The sequence below is a fragment of the Mucilaginibacter pocheonensis genome (assembly GCF_031456535.1).
GTDB lineage: Bacteria > Bacteroidota > Bacteroidia > Sphingobacteriales > Sphingobacteriaceae > Mucilaginibacter > Mucilaginibacter pocheonensis.
In genome coordinates this window covers 1,064,156-1,084,715 of record NZ_JAVDUU010000003.1, presented here as the reverse complement: position 1 = coordinate 1,084,715, position 20,560 = coordinate 1,064,156, and the positions used below count along the sequence as shown (strand labels likewise).

The following is a 20,560-nucleotide window of genomic DNA, read 5'->3' as shown; positions in this document are numbered from 1 at the left end:
TAAAATGAATATAAGCAAATACTGATTGCTTTTACTAAGGAACATTCACGTGCTTTTTTTAAAAGGTGAGACCATGAGATGACCTACCCGGTGATGTATGTCCTCGTTGAACTCTGTAAGGCCATATTCGATTTCATGCGGTTGTTTTTTACCCCATGTCCCAAAGATGCGGTCCCAGAAAGTAAATACATCCCCGTAGTGGGAATCCGTCTCTTTTTGTTCAGACGAATGGTGAATCTTATGCCAGCCAGGTGTGGCAAAAATTAAATTTGCAAATCGCTCAAGTTTTCTTGGAAACCGAACATTACTATGTTGCATAATGAGTAACGGAACGGCGATCGATCCGTAAATAACGAAGGCGGTGATGGGCAAACCGATCAATATAACACCTATGCACTGATAGATAAACTGGGAGACGATGACATCAACGGGATGAAACCTCAGGGAAGATGAAACGTTCAGATGATTATCCGAATGATGAATACGATGGAAACGCCATAGAAACGGTATTTTATGTTGTAAATTATGTGTCAGGTAACTGCCGAGGTCAAACAGCAATATGCCGGAAAGCAGTTGGACGGTCAAAGGAAGATGTATTTGGTTTAATAACCCCCAATGATTTTTCGCCGTGAGTTCAACGATCATAACCACTAAAGTCCCGAGAACGGCATTTAAAAGGAGCGAAACGAGCGAAATTGTAAAATTTCTTGCGTAATGCTTCTTTTTGTTTGGTGCAGGGACTAAATAGGGATGCATATTTTCAATGCAGTACATTAGAATAAGCATAATAATCAGCACGATGGGCTGCAAATTGGCTAATAGATCAATCATAAGTTTTAGTTTAAGATGCAGGCCGTCGCATAAAAGTTCGGACAGGAAGATATTTTAACAGAGTTCACTCTTAATCTCCCGTTCAGTATGATATAACCTAATTTCTGATAATTCATTTTCCTTACGTAAAAATGTCATATAGGAGTTCGGCGGACAATGGTCAGGAAAATCATGACTATTGGAAAACGAGACTTTAAGTACACTCAGATCTCCGCTCGTACTGCAAACATCAACGGTTTTGATGGAACTGCCATGCTCCAGGTCGTCTTCGACACCCCATTTGAAAACGCTGCGGCCGACAACTGTCTTTCCGCTGGTAAAAACGAGCTTTAAATCCCTGGCTATATGAGCATAAAGATCGGCCAACAGATTTTTATCTGTGTAGGCGCCGGGACAGACTTCGTGATAGTACCTGTTCCAATATTGATTGAGTTCGAATGCGGTGGAATCCAGATCATCAGATCGTTGCCATAATTTTGATAACTTCCTTTTGCTGTCACTAAGCCTGCTACGCACCGTCCCGACCGGCACACCGGTAATAGCAGCAATCTGATCATAAGAGTTATAACCGGTGAGGTATCGCAGCATTACCGTTTCTCTTAACTGGAGAGGCAGCTCAGCCAAGATGCTATATAATGCATCCCGGTTGCCGTTCTTTTCAAATTTTAATTCAACGCTATTTTCAATCATTTTATCGCTGTCCGGCAATTCTTCAACGAAAACCATGCGTTTTCCTTTCCGCGTTAACTGGTGGCATGAATTGATCACAATACGCTTTAGCCAGGGTAAAAATGAATCTGCATGCCTTAACTGATGGCTATGCGTAAATACGGTGATCCAGGCATCCTGAACTGCATCCTCTGCTTCCGCTGTATTGTCGCAGAGTTTTAGCGCCAGTGCCTGAACTAAAGGATTAAATTTTTGAAACAAAAAGTTAATATTTAAATGAGTTTCTTCTCGCTGAACATTCCCTTTACTTTTCATTGAAGTAGTTTGTATAGTGACTCGGCCGATTTATCTGGGTATTCATTATATCGCGAAGTAAATTATAGTTTTACGGTTTGCTCTCCGGCGGCTATTCCTTTAATAAATTTATTTAAACCTTGGAAATAGTTCTTCTGATCATCGTAAAAACACATGTGGCTGCCATTGGGACAATAGAGGTAAGAGCCGCTTTTTACCTGTGATGCCATCCACTTCATATGTTCGGGATCCATCGTATCATACCGTGCCCCAATCGTGAGTGTCGGTACTGTAATTTGGGACAGATAGCCTTTCCTCTCCCAATTGGATAGCTTACCACTAAGCCCGAATTCACTTGGTCCCTGCATCATGGTATAAAACGTTTGATTAAGCTTATTGAAAGAACGGGTTAACGGTTCCGGCCATTCAGACAACCTGCAAATGTGCTTTGCATAAAAATTCGGCATTAATAATTCCATGTAACGGGGATTGGAAAAATCTCCCTTGGATTCAATTTCCCTTATCTCGGACAATACTTTTGGGTCAATTTGATTGGCCAGCACGTCTTTCGCATATTTGTTGTAGTCAGACGCGCTTGACATCATGTCAGAAATGATCAGTGCCTTTAAGTTCTGCTGGTATTTGAGGGCGTATTCAATAGCTACGATCCCTCCCCAGGAGTGGCCGTAAAGGAAAAAGTTGTCCTTGTTTAAATCAAGTGCCTTCCGGACCTGTTCCACTTCGTCAACACATCTGTTCAGATCATACACAGAGGTGTCTTTCGGCACTTCTGAATTACCGGTGCCCAACTGGTCATAATAGATAAATTCGATGCCTTCATTCGGGAAAAAACTTTCGAAGCACTCCAAGTATTCGTGACTCGCCCCTGGACCTCCGGATAGCAGCAGCACTTTGATTTTAGGGTTATTGCCAATCCTTTTAGTCCAGACCCTGAAGCTGCCTTTCGTCGTTTTAATTGGTATGATCTTAATACCGCCCGTTTGCAGCCCGGTGTCGGTGCTAAAGTACTGCGCTTGCGCAACGCTAACCTGTTGGGGACCGCAAGAGGATAAGGCCATCAGCAAAGCACTAAAGACGGTGACTGAAAGCATGCTTTTTAATTTACCGTTGAATTTTCTTGGCATTTTTGTCACCGGGTTCGGGCGCAGTCCGGGCAATGCATTTTTAAAGCGGGTTGTAGATTTTAACATAGATTGGTGATTTAATGGCTATATATAAGGCCTGTCTTTTCGTTGTTTTTTTGGCGGTAAAGGTACTTTTCGTCTTGGGGAATGTAAATGGACGATTAGATGTAACGTTTGGACGAACGTCACTTTTTTAAGGCTTAAAATACCAATATGGGGTATTCTATCAGGCTAAGCATATATGCACTTTACGCTCAAATTCAGTTATCGGCTGCCCGGCCTCTTTCCACCTATCAAAACTTTGGACTATTTATTATCCCAGCCCGAACTTTTAATAAAGTTCTGCATCTGTTAATAAAAACATTTATGACTTCTTCATTGATCACCGCGCACCCCCTGACCATGCCGCCGTGCATATCGCCACCTGCCTTATCAAACATTTCTTTCCGCTCCAGCCTCTATTTGGACCGATGTAAGCGAACTAACTATTCAGACCTGCTATTTTTTAATTTTTTCACCTAACACCTATAAATGCTTTACTCCAGATTATTAATTTCTTCAGTTTTTATAGCATAGACCCGTAGGGTATTATAGCTGCCAAGAATATAATAAGTGCAGACCTTAAAGCATTTTTAATAAAAACATTAAATAAGTAAACACTAAATAACCAAAACATCTAGCGATGAAAAAATCTATTTTTATAATGATGCTGGCCGCATATGCCATTGGTGCCAATGCGCAAACTAAAGACAGTGTAAAACTTTACAACCCTGCTGCCGATGCCCGAGCCACAATAAATGCGGCGGTTAAAAAAGCGGCTAAGTACCATAAGAATGTGCTGCTGCAAATTGGCGGTAACTGGTGTAAATGGTGTATAATTTTCAATGACCTGGTTACTACCGATCTTGATTTAAATAAATACATGACTGACAACTATGTCGTACTGCACGTGAACTGGAGTCCGGAAAATAAAAACGAAGCTATTTTGGCCAGCTTAGGATACCCGCAACGTTTTGGTTACCCGGTATTTGTAGTGCTTGATGATAAAGGCAACCGGTTGAATACCATATCTCCTCTTTACGTCGAAGATGACAACGGATTTAGCAAGGTCAAGGTGATGTATTTTTTGAAAAAATGGTCGCCGATGGCCATTGATCCAAAAACTTACGCTGTTAAATAAGTTAAGCATTAGATTATCGGTTTAGGGCAGTTTTATGAATGCATATGCACTACCTTAAATGATTTCGCGGATGACCGTTTTAAAGGTGTACAGAAATTCACAATAAATGCTTAACCTATTTTAAGTTCTTTAGTGGCGGTGTTCAATGCACTTTTCATCGCTCTGTAATGTTTTTACCGGCATCGCACCACAATGGCAGGTACCTAATCGCCAAATTTTTAAAAAAACAGATATTCATTATTTATGCGTATTTTCATCTATAGATTTATGCTGTTGATGAACATTTGTTACAAATACCTTCATGAAAAAGTTCCAACTGTTTATACTTCTGCTATTCTTCGTTAAATCATCACTTGCACAAACAAGCAACCTTGATGAATTGCCCTTGCCCGTATTGAGGCAAAAACTCGCAATAAGTAAGAACGATACGAATAGAGTTAACTTACAACTCGCCTTAGGACATTTAATGCTTGCAAAGGCAATTAGAGGAGAAAAAGACATTGATTCAGCGAAAACATTTTCTGCTCAGGCAGCCGTGCTGAGTGGTAAGCTGAACTATCAGTTTGGAATAATCAATGCTATGCTGCTTAATGCAGAAACTTTTTATGCCCGAGGTCACCGGGTAGAAGGCTTAGCGATCGCGCAAAAAGCACTCGCCTTTTCTAATTTCCACCACAACAGTGACGGCGAGGCCAGGTCAAATCATTTGATAGCGCAGTACTACCCAACTTCTGATCCTGTCTCTCTCCGGAACAGGATAATGTACCTGAACAAAGCGATTGTGATATTCAGGAAAAACAAAAATATCCAGTGGCTTTCCTTTTTGCTGACACAAAACGCAGACCTGCTGTCTCAGGCTGGACGAACGACGGAAGGGCTGAAAATGCTTTTCGAGGCTTTAAATCTGGGAAAAGGTGTAAGTCGCAGGACTGTTGAAGGGATCTACTGGAATATCGGCAGGATATCAATGGGTATAGGTGATTATACCAATGCTTTAAAGTACGATCTTTTAGCAGTAAAAACGGCTAAAGAGGTCAACGATACCACCATGCAGGTCGTTTATATACAGCATTTGATTGCTTCCACCTATATAAAAGCTGGAGACTACGACCGGGCTATTCCTTATTCCATAGAGGTATTGAAAATGGCAAAACGTTACAAAGAAACGTGGTGCGTCAAGATGGCATCATCGGCACTTGCTTTTGCATATACACACACTAACCGGCTTTCCAAAGCATTAGGCATACTGAATGAATTGAAAAAAGAGGCCAGCACTGATTTTGATAAACTGTCTGTAAACGTGGATTTTTCGAATAACCTGGTCTATGCAAAACAATTTTCGCAGGCTGGTCAGTATGTGCAGGATCTAAAAAAACTGCTGCCCTTAATTCCGCCAAATAACCCCGCAGTGACCATGGACGCCTATAATGCGCTCGCCTATTATTATGCCGAGACAAACCAGGTGAAACAGGCTTTCCATTATACAGATCTATATGCTGCACTGGCACACCAGTTAAAATATGTAGAAGGAATTACAGCGGCCGATGACCGGTACTATACGCTCGTTAAACTGGATCGACGTTCGAGATCCGACATTGGGACGTTCTTTAAAGACCAGGAGATCAGAGATTCGGCCTATAATAAAGTAAAAGCCTACCAGATATTCCTGCTGGATATGGAAAATGAAGCATTGGAAAAGAACAGGCATATCGACTCGCTTACCATGGATGCACAGGTAAAGGCGATCAGGTTGAAGCGCAACCAGCTTATTCAGAAGGCAACTATTTTTGGGTCTGTGATGCTTTTGATAATCACCGGCCTGATCTATAGCCGTTACAGATTGAAGCAGCGCAGCAATGCTTTGCTTACGCTTCAAAAGGAGGAGATCAACCATAAAAATATTGCCCTCCAACAGCTGATATCGGATAAGAACGAACTCTTAAAAGACAAGGACGAATTATTATCTGAAAAGGACCTGTTATTCAAAGAGGTTAATCACCGGGTGAAAAACAACCTGCAGTCGGTGATGCTGTTGTTGGAAAATCAGGCGGCAACGCTTGAAGGGGAAGCCTTCAATGCTGTAAATACCAGTCGTCACCGCATTTATGCAATGTCACTGATACATGATAAACTGATCGAATCGTCAAAACTGAAATCGATCAATATGAGCCTGTTTTTACCACAGTTGGTAGAACACATCAAAGATAGTTTTCACGGGTCTTCTCAGTTAAATATCAGGATCAGTGTCGAAGAGTTAATAATAGATGTTTCTCTGGCGCTTCCCTTGGCTCTTATTGTAAATGAAGCCGTGACTAATGCGTTCAAATATGCCTTCCCAAACAAAAATAATGGTGAGGTATATATAACATTCGGAATGAACAAGGGACAAATCAGGTTGGAGATCGCGGATAATGGAATAGGAATGGACAACCAGGTGAAAACTAAAAAAAACAGCGGCATGGGATTGAGTTTAATGCGGGGTTTATGTGAGGATATAGATGCAAAAATAACCTTCAAAAATGCCTCGGGAACACGAATTGTTATACTGTGTAATAATGATCGGCAGCAGGAAGATATTAATTTGGATATGGCTTTGCGTCATTTGCCGGATTTAGATTTGAATTAACAGGCTTTTAGTAAACGGGATGACAACCTCATAGCCCGAACCGTTTTTTCAGGCTATGAGGGTTATTCACTTTCAAGAAGTTCTATTTGCCAGATCACCGGCTCCCTGGTAACTGGGGAAGCTGTATCATTCCTTATACATCACTATAAGCTAACCCGGTATAACAACTAAAAAGAAATATATCACGGACATGAATGAGCTTTTCTGTGTCGAATTGTTTATGCGTTATTCTGGTTAGCTCATCCTTGGTTAAAACAACTGGGGTAACCTCATCTCGCTTTGTTCTAAAGCCCAAAAATGGATCGTTGGTTAGCAGCCCTTTTTGTTTACATTCCAAGACAACTTTTTTGAAATTTCCTAGGTATTTTATTGCCGTATTGTTACGACAATGTCTTTCTGTTTTAAGCCAGAATACAAACTGCGATATAAAGTCATAATCCAATTCCTTTACGTCCAGGTCGTCTTTTACATACTTCCATCTAATAAAGTTTCTTACATGGTCGTATGCGGTCTTATAACGAGTTAATGTAGCCGGAGCGATCTGGTGCCCCACTAAAACTTTCATTTGTTTGTTATGAAGTTGAAATGCTTCCATGATGAAATTTTTTTTCATCTTTTCCAATGAGTACATCTTTTATATTTTCTGCAGTTACAGGTTTATTGTCTTCAAGTAGTTTGGTTTTTGCCCGATACACCTTAACAGAAACCAAATCTAAATAAGAATGCAATTCTTTCGCTTCTTCGCTGATACCGGTTGTCCTGCCTAATTGTGCGTTCCATTGATCGGATATCCATTGTCTTTTGGTTGATATTTCCCGACGCTCTCCGTCTACCGTGATGCGTAGATAAATATATCTATTTTCATTTTTTTGATTTTTGGTTTGCTTTAAATAGTAAAGCAAACCGAAGCTTTTTTCTAACATGTGTTCTTTTTAAATTTCGGCAAAACTGTCAAGGTTATATTGAATTAAAAGAACAGGTATTTTACATTCTTTGGATCTCAATAAAGGGATACTAATTGAGATAAGAGGAGCATTTTATTAATTAGTTATTGCTTTGTAAAATAGAGCTTGGTGAGTCATTTTTAGGGCTAAAAAACGCTCCAAAAGACGCTCATGAGTTTTGGGATTTTATACAAGTTTTGCTGTTCTCTAACAAAATCTAAAAACAAAAACCCTCTAATTAGCGAAATTAGAGGGTTTTCGTTTTTTCAATGTTAGGTTCGATATCAACGCATATAATTAAAAAAGCCCTGTAAATGCTTGATTTACAGGGCTTTATATTTTCAGCGGAGAGCTAGGGTTCAGAACCTAAGCTCTTATGTGTTGATTATCAGTATGTTGCATTTTAAAAAGTTCCTTACTCTACGAATGACGCAAATAGCAAGTTTACTCTAATTGTTAATGCAAATATAGCTATATTTATATGTTTTTCAAAAACTTTTCAATTTTTTCAGCGCTATACTTTGTTGAACAATTTTGTTAAAAGGTTCGGGATCCTGCATTTTAATAAGAAACTGATTTGCAAATATTTATCAAGATTTTGACGCACTTTTAACTTTCAGAAAATGCCTACATGATATATATGACTACAAAGTTGCTTGTTGGCCATAAACCTAGTTAAAAATCATAAAGCGTAGGAGGTATTTGGTTTAAATCAAATTGTATAAAATCAAGTTTTTATTTGCGTTTGGCGGCAGATATGTTGATATTTAAACTCGCAAACCTTTAAGCCTTTCCAAATGCTGCAAACCACCAATAATGTTCATCAACAGTTCGCCGGTTTTTTTAACGACGCTCAATTATATCCTTACGCTTATGAAGTCCCAACAAACTGGTACCAGAAACAACAACGATTATAGTGGTCTTTATGGAGTAGGGGCAGTTGGTTCTCATCCGTGATTTTTATGATTTAATACCTTGAAATTGAGAAAACTTATTATAATACATCAATGACGGTACTTAAGAAGATTGGGGTCGTTCTAAACCTATTGGTATCGTCAATTGCTTGTTACGCACAGGATGCCCCGGTTTTAGTGGTTAAAGATCCCATCGACATCATGAAGTCGATGAAGCTCGAATACAAAAAACCATCCGGTTTCGATGAATTAAGGAGGAGTGAGTGTTTTAAATCTTACCCTAAATTGGAGCGGATCATAACTTGTGCTTATAGTCAATTGAGATCAACAAATCAGCAACTCATAGTCGTTACAACACTGTATCGCCCCTTGACAAAGGACGATTCAGTGTTTATGTCCAGAATTTCGCCTAACCGGATTAAAAGCCTGGACTGGATGCATGAAGCAAATATTAAAGGTAATATTGAAGAATCCTTAGGAAAAGACTCAGCTCAATATTGGAGAAAGTTCGTAAAATATTATCCCCAGGATAAGGTGAAAAAAACATTTAATGCAGATTCTGCCATAACATATTCCGTTAATTTAGATCTTCGAAATTACTATCAAAGTAAATACAGGTATCTGGACGTATTATGTGTAGCAAAGAAAAGAAGGGGCGTTATGTACTTTTTTTATTTATATACAGAGGAAGGTAAAAAACATTTTCCAGATTATCGGGCATCATTCGAGGGGGCATTTCGATATTTAGATTAATCCAAAATTTTGGCATCGTAATTTAGACGCGGAGAAACGGTTTGAAATATTATACAGACTTTGATTGGTTTAATTACTAATTGAGTCGGTTCAAACAAATTGTGAATTTCTAAAAATTGCTTTTTAGGCTGAAATCATCGTTATATATGCAGTAGTCAGATTTTTGACCGTTTATGTGGTTCAAACAAATTGTGAATTTTTGCCATTTGCGAAATGTTAATAAAACAAATTGTGGTATTTTTTATGTAATTATCTGATTATTATATAATTCAGGTGTATTGTTTTAAGTTACTCCTAATATTATCATGTCAATTATAAATAACCTTACTATAAAAAATCATTCGAACTTTGAAACCTGGGAGCATCATGTATTGTTTAAAATAAATTATGTCATCTTGTTTAAAACAAATAATGTCTTTTATTATTTATCGCTGTATCCAACCATTATTCGAGAGATTGAAGAAAAAGTTAGTCTTTATTTTAAGGCTTTGCAGTCCCTTCAACATGAATGTTCACTATGCTTGTGTGGGGCATGCCTAAAGTTTTTCCTGGAACTACCTGCAAATAATCCTTTAAATAACTATCCATAATAGCGTGCGATTCATGAATATAATTTTGCCTAAGTGATTCCCCCAAGAAAGCAATTAAGGGTTCTCCATAATGCATTTGCCCCTTATCATCAACATACACAGAAAATGAATAATAGAAATTTGTGTATGCTTTATTGATAGTAATATTAAACGTTGGATTAAAGTAATCATCAGACGTATCGAAATTATTAAAGAGATCTCCCTTGACTTTCCATTTTTCTACTTTTACTGATGGACTTTTGCTTATAAACGCAACCGGCTGTCTTGCTGCAAAAGCCTTTTTTATGTCTGTGTTAGCTTTGACTGCTAATGATTTAATAAACAAACTGTCTTTTCGACTGACACGTTTAAGTATAGCTGTATCACTTCTGAGTACATTTTTTACATAATTATCAGCGTAAAAGGTCATGTAAATCCCAGCGCCTGTAATGTCGACACTATCACCTTGGGCTTTAAGTATTTCCAGCACGAGGCTGTCTTTACTCATCTTTCTTACTTTTAACCAGGTTCTGGCCGTGTTAAAAACAGAGTCATAACCCCGTGAGAGCGGAAAATTAAAAAAGCGTTTGTTACCGGGGCTATATATACTTACCGAATCATCTGAAACGAAATTTATTTTCCACTGAGGTTCTAACTGGTAACCATATTCACTAAATGAAAGGCCATTTTTTTGACGACGATTTATCTCAGTGTAGCTAATTCCTTCTATTGATTTAAAAGAGATCAGATCCTTTTCACCATTATGCTTAACTATATTAGGATTATTATTGCTGCAGCCAATAATTATAGTGGCATAGACCAATAATAGCGTAAACACGAAGGTTATTATATTTTGCTTCATGAACAGTGTTTTAAATAAGATATAATATTATTTTTTGATCTATAGAGAAGCCGGTCCCGTGATGGATGTTTTGAGGAACTACATGTTTATGATAGGGTTGATCTTTAGGATTTTAAAATATTATATCCTTTAACAAAAGCCATGTAAGCATGATTACCCTTATCTTACCAATTTATTCATTTCGCAAACTCTTCACCGGGTTTGCCATACCAGCCCTAATGGTTCGGAAACTTAAGGTAAATAACCCGGTTAGCAGCATCCCTGCACCGCTGATCACGAATACCCACCAGCTAATGGCTACGTGGTCGGCAAAGCTTTCCATCCATTTATTTACAGCGTACCATGCAATCGGCGTTACTATAACAAACGCGAGTAAAATAAGCGATATCAGTTCGGTTGATAGCAAGGTTACTATTTGAGTAACGCTTGCACCAAATACCTTGCGTATGCCAATTTCCTTTGTCCGTTGATTGGTGGTGTAAATGGCAAGGCCTAATAGTCCCAGGCAACTAATCAATATCGATAAACCCGTTGCCCAGCTGAGCAGGGTTGATGTGTGTTGTTCCTGATCGTAAAACCGGGCTATCGTTTCGTCATAAAAATGGCAATCAAAATCATCGTCGGGATAAGCCTTCTTCCAGGCTTTTCCCATATTTGTAATGGCGGTTTTCCACTCGTTACCGCCTGCGGTTTCAGGTTTCAAACTAACATGTAACGTCATCATTGGCCGGGGGATTGGACTACCCGATGTTATGATTGATGGATAAATGGTGGAATGCAACGACCGCTGATTAAAGTCGGCAACAACGCCAATAATATTTAAATTCCGGCCCTTAATTGCAAACCAGCTCAACTGCTTTCCGATAGCATCATTCGGGTTATTAAATCCTAATAATTTAGCGTAAGTATTATTAATGATAATGGCTTTCCCAGTGTCGGCTTCGGTTATGTTTCTGCCGGCAAGCAATTTTAGCTGGTATATTTTGATGTAGTTTTCATCGCCAGACTTAACTATTATTTCTTCTGTTGTAATGTGCTTTTTTCCATCGTCATAAGTAATTCGAGTCCTGTTAAATGCATCAGCCGAAGGTGGGTCATTACCTAAACCCACAAGGGCAACCTGCGGCATCGATCTGAATTCGTTCAGCAGTACCTGGTTGGTGCTGACCTTACTGGTATTCCAGGGGGTATTAATGACCAGGATAGCATCCTTTTTAAACCCGAGGTTTTTATGTAGGGCGTAATAAATCTGCTGGCTTACTAAAATGGTAGCCATTATAAAAAATTGGGCTACAACAAACTGCGAAACCGTAAGCCCCTTACGGAGCCACGCGTTCCGTGTTTTATTGCTATTGTCCTGAAACTGGTTTTTTAACACCGATGCCGGCTTGTAGCCCGATAATACAATTGCGGGATAAAAACCCGACAAAATACTAATCACTATAGTTAACATCAGCAGGAAGAGCAGGACGTTCGGTTGTAGAATATTGGCATGAATATCAGGGGATATCACATCGGCAAACATTTTTAAAATAATTGGCGCAAGCAACATCGATATGCAAACCGCAAATCCTGTTATAATAAATGTTTCGCCTAAAAACTGTACCATTAATTGCATCCGGCTGCTGCCCAAAGTTTTGAGTATTCCAATTTCTTTTGCCCTTTGGGCGGCTTGGGCGGTGGTTAAATTCACATAATTTATACATGCCAGCAATAACAAAAAGATAGCGCTGGCCAATAATCCGTAAAGTGTTGTTTTGCTGGCCTGCGATGAAAAATAAAAAATATTATAGTCGGGATTGAAGTGAATATCATCCAATGGCTGCAGGGCCAGATCAATGATGGGGGCAGGCATTTTTGTGTTGGCTGGCGGCGTACGATGTTTCCTGTAAATCGTATTGATCTGTTTTACAACCCCAGGTGCAGGAACGCCAGGCACCAGTTTTATAAAAATCTCCGATGCTGAAGAAATTCTATTCCAATTGTCTATATTCAGATCAGCGGCTAAATGTTTATTAGTTGTGGCAGTACTAAATGAAATAAAATCACGAAAGGTAAAGTCGGTATTTCGGGTAAACGTTTCAACTATGCCGCTAACGGTTATCTTAAGGGTATCATAGGTAACTACTTTACCAATCATTTCATGATAGGATAACGAGGGGAAGTAAAGTCTGGCTTGCTGGGACGTTAATACTACCTGATTGGGTGCCTCAAGGGCGTGTTGCAATGAGCCGGCAAGCCATTTATAATTAAAAATTTTAAAATATTGCTGATCGGCAAGGGTTATCCTGTCCGGGTCTTTAAAACGCTTTTGCGCACTTTTATCTTTGTCGATATATACAAAATGAGGCGACAGTGTATACAGCGGCGTAATTTCCTCAATCCCGGTTGCCTGGCTTTTAATAGCCTCAGCCAACGGGCCAAATACTCCACTTGAATAGTTTTTATGTCCCTGAAATGACATGTTCATAACAACGCGGTAAATCCGGTCACTGTCCTTGTGAAATTTATCAAACGTGAAATCGTAGTGTACCACAAAGTGAATGGCCAGGAAAGCACTTATACCGATGGATAAACCGATAATATTTATCAGTGTAAATAACCTATGTTTCCAAAATCCGCGGAATGCAATTTTAAAAAAGTTTTTTGTCATAAAGGTGCCGGTTGATTTTTCATGTGTCCACCCCGAAGGGTTTACATGGCTCAATAATAGCGGCACAGGTTGGGTAAAACCTCTCAAGTTATAAGATGGGAGAACTTTTTGAAGGTGGTTTTTATATTCTAAAGGGGTTTTGCCTGTAAATTCCTTAAAAATACGATGAAAGCTGCTTTGTGAATTAAAGCCAGACTCATACGCAAGACCAAGCAGCGTGATATGATCATAGGACGGGTCCTGCATTTTGAGCGCAACCTCGCGAACACGGTATTCATTGATAAAATCGTTGAAGCTTTTTTTGAAAACTGTATTAATAATTCGGGATACTTCATGAGTATGCAATCCAAGTTTTTCAGCAAGAGAGCTCAGGTTTAATTCTGCATCCCGGTAGTATCCTTTCTCTTTTACTTGCAGTTTTAACCAGGAACCTTTTTGCTTCAGATCTGCCGGTAATAATGGCTTTAAGGTTATATCAGTTTTCTCAGAGATTTCTGCTTTTAAATGGCTCTTTACAGCAATCCAAATGATCAAGGATATGAAAAGGAGGTACAAAGGAAAATAATACTGTTCCCTGATTTACCATGGTAAAAAAAATAGTTAACAGCTGTAAATGGTATCCATAGTAACCATAGCATAGTGAATGCGGTAAGCAAGCGATCCAACCATAACAACTCGTTCCGATAGCGGTCGCCTCCATTAAATTTTAGCCCCCGGTAAAAGCTTCCTATCTGTCTGTGCGCCAGGTAAAGGTAAATTGTGACCGAAACAAACGCCAGCAATTGCAATATGGGGTTCAGTTGCTGAAAAGCCGGCGTTTTATAAGTAGCCACACCTGTATTTATGCTATCCCTAATTTCCAATGCCTGGACGACCAGTTCCAGCAGCAACGGACTAAAATGTAGCAGATCTTTAGACCGGAATTTATATTCCGGCCGCGTTACTTTAAACACGTAAAAGAAAACAAGGGGCCCAAGAGCAAGCGAAAATTGCAGCGGTAACCGGCTCCAATTAGTAACGTAAGTTGACAGACCAATGTCGATGCCCAATATCCGGCCTATCCACAAAACAATTGTAACCATTGCCAGGGCCAAAAGCCGGTTTGCGGCTCGGTTTATCTTTTTGGTGAACCATAAAAGCAGGATAAAAGTGAGCGCGATAAAGATCGTACCAAAAAGAGCCAGATCATAGGTATTGATATGGAAAGTATATGTATCCATTTGAAATATTAAACTCAATCGCTCTTACAAACTTATAACTTATTGGTTTATCTAATTATGTTGAATAAATTATATTTACTAATTTCAAGGTTCAAAAAGGAAAGAGTTTTATAAGATTAGTTATTTGAAAGCCAATTAATTTGTTTTATCTTATATAGTTGACGACACGACACTCCGTGGATAGGTTATGTTTCAAAGCAAGTGATTGTGATAAAGACAAACCATTCCTGACTTCACGTAACCTCAAATGACTTATTTTTTCGCCTCTGCAGGAACAAAACGAAATCTGCTTCTTTTAAAATCGATATTAGTATTAGGGTCAAAATAGTTTCTTCCTAAATAGCTCAATATCCTGCCCGATCCCATGATCAATGTATCGCCTTTATGCAACAGTACGATTGGATTGGAGTACCAGATTGTTTCGTTTCGGTCACTTTTAAAGTTATAGTCTGCAAATAGGGTGTCACCTTTAAATGTACCGTTAACGATGTTGCCATCTGTAGATTTGCTAACCGCCATTGGATCACTTTCATAATAACTTATAAGAAGATGGCCCGTAGCCTTGCCGTAAGAATTAATTGAAAGGGTCAGGCTGGCACTATCTTTTTTAAATAGTGCCGTATATTTCTTATTTCCAGTTTTCAATTTACTGATATTAATAGCTGTGTGCTGCTCGTTCTGGCCACAACTAAATACGGATAACTGGACTAATAAGAATACCTGCAAAATAATGAGACGGTGTAGTGGTTTCATTTAGATTTATATTTCGATATTGGTAAATATACGGAATATAATTCCAATTAATTTAAATTAACAAAATATAATTTTGATATATTCCGGGCAAATTATTTCATTCTTTAGATATGAATTTTTATCTAAGTCATTGATTTAGAAATGATAACGACAAATTTAGCTTAAAAGTGAGTCGGTTCAAACGAATTGTGAATTTCTAAAAATTACTTTTTACGCTGAAATCATCGTTTATATATGCAGTAGTCAGACTTTTGACCGTTTATGTGGTTCAAGCAAATTGTGAATTTTTACCATTTGCGAAATGTTAATAAAACAAATTATGGTATTTTTATCGTAATTGATAAATTATTAAATTTTTGTGTAGATATGCTCGTCGGCTAAGACCGCTTTGAGATTTAAGGCATCATAGGTCCATTGAATGTAAAGTTCTTCTTCCTGAGTAAAGACTAGTGCTTTGGTGATATTTCAAATAAATCATAGATGTTCTGATAATGTTCAATTTTTTGAAGTCGCTTATGTTTTGGTACTTATCACGTAATTAAATTCTATCTTTAATTTTCTAAACACTTATGCAATGGTTCAAAAAATAGTCTGCATTTTCTTGCTGTTTCCTATTTTACAAAGCTGCTCTCAGGCACAATCTTTTAATAAAACCAAGTTAGACAGCTTTTTTGTCGCACTGCATACCAAAGATCAAAACATGGGCAGTATCGCCATATCCGCAAACGGAGTGTTGGTTTATCAAAATGCCATCGGTTATAGTCTGATAAATAAAAATAAAAGTGTAAAAACACCAGCCACCATTGAAACAAAATATCGGATAGGCTCTATCACTAAGATGTTTACGGCAACGATGATTTTTCAGCTGATTGATGAAGGCAAACTTGGTTTTGACACGCCTTTGGCCAGTTATTTCCCACAACTACCGAATGCCGGGAAGATTACTATAAGAGAAATGCTTAGCCACCGAAGTGGTCTTCATAACTATGTGGGCGACTCGCTTTATACCACCTATATGACCAGCCCTAGGTCAGAGGCTGAAATGATCACTATGTTTGCCGGACAGAAATCTGATTTTGAACCGGATACGAAGGCCGAATACAGTAATACCAACTTTGTGCTGCTGGGTTATATCATTGAAAAATTGACGGGAAAAACCTATGCAGAAGACCTAAGAGAACGCGTCACTTCAAAAATAGGCTTGGCACAAACTTATTACGGTACCAAAACCAATGCGGTCAAAAACGAAGCGTACTCCTACAATTACCCAGGGCAATGGGCACAAATGCCCGAAACGGATATGAGTATAGCGGGCGGCGCTGGTGGTATTGTTTCGACGCCCACTGATTTGGTTAAATTTGTAAACGCGCTTTTTGAAGGCAAACTCATTAGCCCGGCTAGCTTAGAGCTGATGAAAGTTATGAGGGACAACTACGGGATGGCCATGTTTGCCATGTCGTTTTATGACAAAAAAAGTTATGGGCATCTCGGAACTATCGATGGATTTTACAGTATACTGACGTATTTCCCGCAAGAGAAGTTAGCGATAGCTTATACTTCCAATGGATCACGATATTCGTATTTTGATGTGTTTATGGGTGCATTAAACATTTATTTTAACAAGTCGTTTACCATCCCTGAGTTTAAAACGATTACACTAAAAACGACTGATCTGGATCAGTACCTCGGTAAATATTCCAGCCCCACATGGCCCCTGAAGATTGTTATCATTAAAAAGAATGCCGCGCTGCTGGCGCAAGTCATTGGCCAGAGCATATATCCACTGGAAGCTAAGGGAGACAATAAATTTGTTTATGCGCCTCTTGACGCTAATTTGCAATTTGAACCCGCTAAAAAAACCTTCACTTTAATCCAAAGGGGAGTCACCTACCTGTTTACCAAAATTGATTAGGTATCAAATTTCGGGTTCGGGATGGATAACTGATCATTTTTAAATTTGTTTATTCCCCCAAAACAAAATAGCTGATATTGTGGATATTACGGCATGCTTGACCATGCCATTCCGTGCGAGTTAGATCAACGGGTTGTGTAATTGAATGAAATTTTCAGATCTTAAAATAAGTAAGTTAGCATGTTCAAAGTGTGACGGAATGCCCTGCAGCCATTTTTCGGAATATGGTGGTCAATGGCCCCAGAATATCCACTATGATCACTATACCGCGATAATATTTTATGTGCCTGAGCTAATAAGGGTAGGTGAGAAGTTGAATTCGTTTTCTGACGATTTATAAATATCCATTCCTTCCCATCTATACCAGTTTTGATATCTGATCTTTTTGGATTTTTTACATCAGCGTAAGCAAGACCTGTATAACAACTGAATACGAAAATATCTCTGACTAGGCAGAGAGCTCACCTCTAAATTTGAAACGCTGAAATAACGGAGGATTAAAAGATGCATGCAGTACAAAAGTCCGGGGACCAGTTGACAACATTTTCCAAAAGTATCCGGGACACGCTGGTGCTTTTCGGGAATAGCAGACCGTTCTTGCAACATTTTCAATTAACTTTCGTCTTTAACAAAACCGCATAATGAAAAAATCAGCAGCGCTATTACTTTTTGGACTTGGCTTAACAACCGGATTAAAGGCGCAGGATATTATGCCAAAGGATTCGATAGAGACGCGCTACCTGACGGCACAAAAAAACCTTGGCAGGAGATTTTCAGATAGGTTTTATCCTAATTATGTGCGCTTGCATCAGCTTGACGAAAAGGCCTTTGCCGCGAAGATCGATTCTGCGGCCAAAAGTTTTAATGCGCTGCTCGATACCTATCAATCATTGCTGCAGCCTGCTTATGCAGCCGCCCAGCGATTCGAGATCAAGCTATACTTTGATAAAATACTGATCGAATATCCCAACAATCATGAGATATATACCAATCAGCGCCCGGGCAGCTACCCTGTGATCGACAAAAAGGTCCTGGGCGATCTGGCGGTTTTTAACGATCCTGCTTTGCTCGGTAATTCAGACCTGGAACCCTTCATTCAAAGTTTCCTGGGGTACAAGATCAACTCGGAACTCAACAAATCCAGGTATCAGGGACTTTATAATAAGCGGCTTTATGCTATGTGGAGCCTGCTGCCGAAGTATTTCAAGAACAGACAATGTTTAGCGTTCCATCAATACCACCTTTTGCTGGACCATATCACGCACAACGGGTTCAAGCATACAGAGAAGCTTTATGAGCTGTTCAAAGAACAATGCGGGGATACAGCTTTCAGATCAAAGCTGGAACAGGTATACCGTGACGCGCGGCATGATCAGGAAGATCACCTCGTGCGGGAATACAAGCGAATTGGTAATTATGGCCTGGACATCCACGTTTTTGATAATCGCGGCGGGACAACAACTAATCAAAAACCGGTCATCGTTTTCTTTCACGGCGGCAGTTGGTCGGAAGGACAACCGTCCTGGCACTTTGAGGCCTGTCGCAGATATGCAGCGAAAGGATGGGTAGCCTGTTCGGTAGAGTATCGTATTTATGGATCCCAGGGCACCCTGCCATTCGCAGCGGTGATGGATGCCCGATCCGCGATCCGCTGGCTCAGGGAACATGGCAATGAACTTGGTATAGACACCGGGCGGATCGTGGCTACAGGTAATTCAGCGGGCGGGCATTTGGTCCTGGCTACGGCATTAGCTAGCGGCTGGAATGAAAAAAACGACCATCTGAATTTCAGCCCTGTGCCAAATGTACTTTTGGTCAACTCTGGTGTGTATGATCTTACAGATGATAAGACCGCCTGGATCAGGAAGGACCTCAAAAATAAAGACCTCGTTAAAGGGATCTCGCCCAATGAGTTGATCAGAAAAAACTTGCCGCCAACTTTGCTGATCCATAGTATGGCGGATCAGAATGTTCCTTACCCCTCAGCGTTGAAGTTCGTTGACTTGATGAAAGCAGCCGGGAACGCTCCTGAACTGAAAACGCTCGAACAAGGCGGCCACTTTATTTTTGACCATCCTGCATATACCCCGTCCGTCTTTGCATGGCGAAAAGAGTTTTTAAAGCGCCTCGGGTATCCAGGCACTGACGGTGAATAACTGGAATTGCCTATACATGCAGCAAAGGCGCATATAGCCGATGGCAAGGTTTTTAAACCGCCTCCTGAAATTTACCTTTTTCGTTACTGCCAAATATCATGTCAATGAAAAACTATTTTATACTATCGATTCTTTTTTTTTATCATATTCTAACCCCTACCGACTGCTTTGCGCAAAATAATCAGCCGTTCCATACTGGGTTTCTGACAGATAATCCTTTGAAAAGCCATCTGGACTCCCTGGTTGACCAACGGGTTAGGGCCTATTTTAAAGATAAATGGGCTGTAGGCCTTTCATTGGGCATCGTTATAAACGGAAACGCGTTATATTACAACTACGGTGAGACCCGGTCGGGAAACAGCGGCTTACCGTCAAAAATGACGCTTCATGAGATCGGTTCCATGACCAAAAGCTTTACGGGGATTTTGCTGGCGCAAGCCGTAATCGACAAAAAAATAGCGTTGGGCGATGATATCCGTAAGTACCTGAAAGGTGATTACCCGAACCTTGTCCATCAGGCCACGCCGATAAGGATCAGGGACCTGACTAATCATACTTCCCGCATCACCCGCATCTTTCCGAATCTGTGGGAAAGAGCAACTACCAGCAGTTGCAGGCTGACCACGTGAAGAAAGCAAGTGGTTTACGATCGTAGTTCCTAACGGCAAGATCGGGCCTCGGTACCGCACCAGCATAACTTTCAATGGGCAACTGTTCGGCGAAGGAAAGATGCTTGAAGCGGCAAAAATATACCAGCAGGCAACCAGTTTCCATCAACAACACCCAACACTCTTACCCTGATTCCATGACAAAACGATTGATACATATTCTGATCCTTTTAGCAAATGGGACGTTTGTGACCGCACAGCATCTTGCTGGAATGAAGAAAAGCGGTATGCAAACACATCAGGAAATGATCCGCACGATCCCTTACCTTTTGTATCTTCCCAAGGACTACGATCTGGATTCGGCAAAGCGGCATCACTTGGTGATGTTTCTTCATGGGTCAGGTGAAAGCGGCAGCGATCTCGAAAAACGATTTTAACTATAAACAAAATGTAGGTTTTAAAGAAAGCTGG

Annotated in this window: 16 protein-coding genes; 7 read left to right on the top strand and 9 right to left on the bottom strand. The window is 39.8% G+C overall.

Annotated elements, in window-relative coordinates; all coding sequences use genetic code 11:
* Positions 1-45 precede the first annotated feature (45 nt).
* The 3 genes from J2W55_RS17915 to J2W55_RS17905 all read right to left on the bottom strand — a co-directional run bounded on the left by J2W55_RS17915 (position 46) and on the right by J2W55_RS17905 (position 3,005).
* Positions 46-831, bottom strand: coding sequence for a sterol desaturase family protein (locus J2W55_RS17915; protein WP_310098723.1), 786 nt, complete (start codon positions 829-831; stop codon positions 46-48).
* 54 nt (positions 832-885) lie between these two features.
* Positions 886-1,815: an RNA polymerase sigma factor gene (locus J2W55_RS17910; RefSeq protein WP_310098721.1), complete on the bottom strand. Its 930-nt coding sequence runs from the start codon at positions 1,813-1,815 to the stop codon at positions 886-888.
* Positions 1,816-1,877: 62 nt separating this feature from the next.
* On the bottom strand, positions 1,878-3,005 hold the full coding sequence (locus J2W55_RS17905) for a proline iminopeptidase-family hydrolase (RefSeq protein ID WP_310098719.1): 1,128 nt from the start codon (positions 3,003-3,005) through the stop codon (positions 1,878-1,880).
* Between the two features lie 616 nt (positions 3,006-3,621).
* Between J2W55_RS17905 and J2W55_RS17900 the strand changes: the two genes are divergently transcribed.
* Both J2W55_RS17900 and J2W55_RS17895 read left to right on the top strand, forming a co-directional pair.
* Positions 3,622-4,119, top strand: coding sequence for a thioredoxin family protein (locus J2W55_RS17900; protein WP_310098716.1), 498 nt, complete (start codon positions 3,622-3,624; stop codon positions 4,117-4,119).
* 301 nt (positions 4,120-4,420) lie between these two features.
* On the top strand, positions 4,421-6,745 hold the full coding sequence (locus tag J2W55_RS17895) for a histidine kinase dimerization/phosphoacceptor domain -containing protein (protein WP_310098714.1): 2,325 nt from the start codon (positions 4,421-4,423) through the stop codon (positions 6,743-6,745).
* Between the two features lie 133 nt (positions 6,746-6,878).
* Here J2W55_RS17895 and J2W55_RS17890 read toward each other — a convergent pair whose 3' ends face one another.
* Both J2W55_RS17890 and J2W55_RS17885 read right to left on the bottom strand, forming a co-directional pair.
* Positions 6,879-7,340, bottom strand: a complete 462-nt coding sequence (locus J2W55_RS17890; RefSeq protein ID WP_310098712.1) for a tyrosine-type recombinase/integrase — start codon at positions 7,338-7,340, stop codon at positions 6,879-6,881.
* Complete coding sequence (locus J2W55_RS17885) at positions 7,318-7,668, bottom strand: Arm DNA-binding domain-containing protein (protein WP_310098710.1); 351 nt, start codon at positions 7,666-7,668, stop codon at positions 7,318-7,320. The genes J2W55_RS17890 and J2W55_RS17885 overlap by 23 nt, the downstream gene beginning before the upstream one ends.
* 1,028 nt (positions 7,669-8,696) lie before the next feature.
* Here J2W55_RS17885 and J2W55_RS17880 point away from each other — a divergent pair.
* Complete coding sequence (locus J2W55_RS17880) at positions 8,697-9,356, top strand: hypothetical protein (RefSeq protein WP_310098708.1); 660 nt, start codon at positions 8,697-8,699, stop codon at positions 9,354-9,356.
* A 480-nt stretch (positions 9,357-9,836) separates the two neighbouring features.
* Here the strand turns inward: J2W55_RS17880 and J2W55_RS17875 are convergent, their stop codons facing one another.
* The 4 genes from J2W55_RS17875 to J2W55_RS17860 form a co-directional block, all read right to left on the bottom strand.
* Complete coding sequence (locus J2W55_RS17875) at positions 9,837-10,787, bottom strand: hypothetical protein (RefSeq protein ID WP_310098706.1); 951 nt, start codon at positions 10,785-10,787, stop codon at positions 9,837-9,839.
* 172 nt (positions 10,788-10,959) lie between these two features.
* On the bottom strand, positions 10,960-13,974 hold the full coding sequence (locus J2W55_RS17870) for an ABC transporter permease (protein WP_310098704.1): 3,015 nt from the start codon (positions 13,972-13,974) through the stop codon (positions 10,960-10,962).
* Positions 13,971-14,660, bottom strand: a complete 690-nt coding sequence (locus J2W55_RS17865; RefSeq protein WP_310098702.1) for a hypothetical protein — start codon at positions 14,658-14,660, stop codon at positions 13,971-13,973. The genes J2W55_RS17870 and J2W55_RS17865 overlap by 4 nt, the downstream gene beginning before the upstream one ends.
* Before the next feature lie 252 nt (positions 14,661-14,912).
* Positions 14,913-15,413 carry a hypothetical protein gene (locus tag J2W55_RS17860; protein WP_310098701.1) on the bottom strand — a complete coding sequence of 167 codons (501 nt, stop codon included), beginning with the start codon at positions 15,411-15,413 and terminating at the stop codon, positions 14,913-14,915.
* Between the two features lie 574 nt (positions 15,414-15,987).
* On the opposite strand from J2W55_RS17860, the gene J2W55_RS17855 reads away from it, so the two are divergent.
* The 4 genes from J2W55_RS17855 (at position 15,988) to J2W55_RS17840 (ending at position 20,526) form a co-directional block, all read left to right on the top strand.
* Positions 15,988-17,325 (top strand): serine hydrolase domain-containing protein, encoded by a 1,338-nt coding sequence (locus tag J2W55_RS17855; protein WP_310098699.1) that lies wholly within the window; start codon positions 15,988-15,990, stop codon positions 17,323-17,325.
* A 641-nt stretch (positions 17,326-17,966) separates the two neighbouring features.
* A complete protein-coding gene (locus tag J2W55_RS17850) occupies positions 17,967-19,481 on the top strand; it encodes an alpha/beta hydrolase (RefSeq protein ID WP_310098697.1) in 1,515 nt (504 codons plus the stop codon).
* 218 nt (positions 19,482-19,699) lie between these two features.
* Positions 19,700-20,110 (top strand): serine hydrolase domain-containing protein, encoded by a 411-nt coding sequence (locus J2W55_RS17845; RefSeq protein ID WP_310098695.1) that lies wholly within the window; start codon positions 19,700-19,702, stop codon positions 20,108-20,110.
* A gap of 176 nt (positions 20,111-20,286) precedes the next feature.
* Positions 20,287-20,526 (top strand): hypothetical protein, encoded by a 240-nt coding sequence (locus tag J2W55_RS17840; RefSeq protein WP_310098693.1) that lies wholly within the window; start codon positions 20,287-20,289, stop codon positions 20,524-20,526.
* Positions 20,527-20,560: the final 34 nt, after the last annotated feature.